The following is a 328-nucleotide window of genomic DNA, read 5'->3' on the forward strand; positions in this document are numbered from 1 at the left end:
CTACTGCAATACTTCCGTTTGCAGTACCACCTGTATTTCCATTCTGATCTTGTATGAAAGCCTCTACAGATGATGTTTTACCATCTTGTACAGGAACTGTTATTTCTACGCCGTTAGCTATATTGTCCGGAGTTAATGGAATATCTTGTGAAACAGGGTTTCCGTCAGGTCCTGTTACGGTTACTTTTAACGTATCGCCAGGTTTAGCGTCGGCAGGAATTGTAATTTTTGCTGTTGTGTTATCAGGATCGGTTGAATTTTCACCAGATGATAATGTTCCGTTACTGTTTGCATCCTCAGGGAATGTAATTTCAGGTGTTGGTATGCC

Annotated in this window: 1 protein-coding gene; it reads right to left on the reverse strand. The window is 41.2% G+C overall.

What is annotated here, in order from left to right:
* Positions 1–328 (reverse strand): hypothetical protein (locus CDOM16190_RS10540; protein WP_211437451.1); only part of this gene is annotated, 328 nt, incomplete at both ends.

The sequence above is a fragment of the Campylobacter sp. RM16190 genome (assembly GCF_012978835.1).
GTDB lineage: Bacteria > Campylobacterota > Campylobacteria > Campylobacterales > Campylobacteraceae > Campylobacter_A.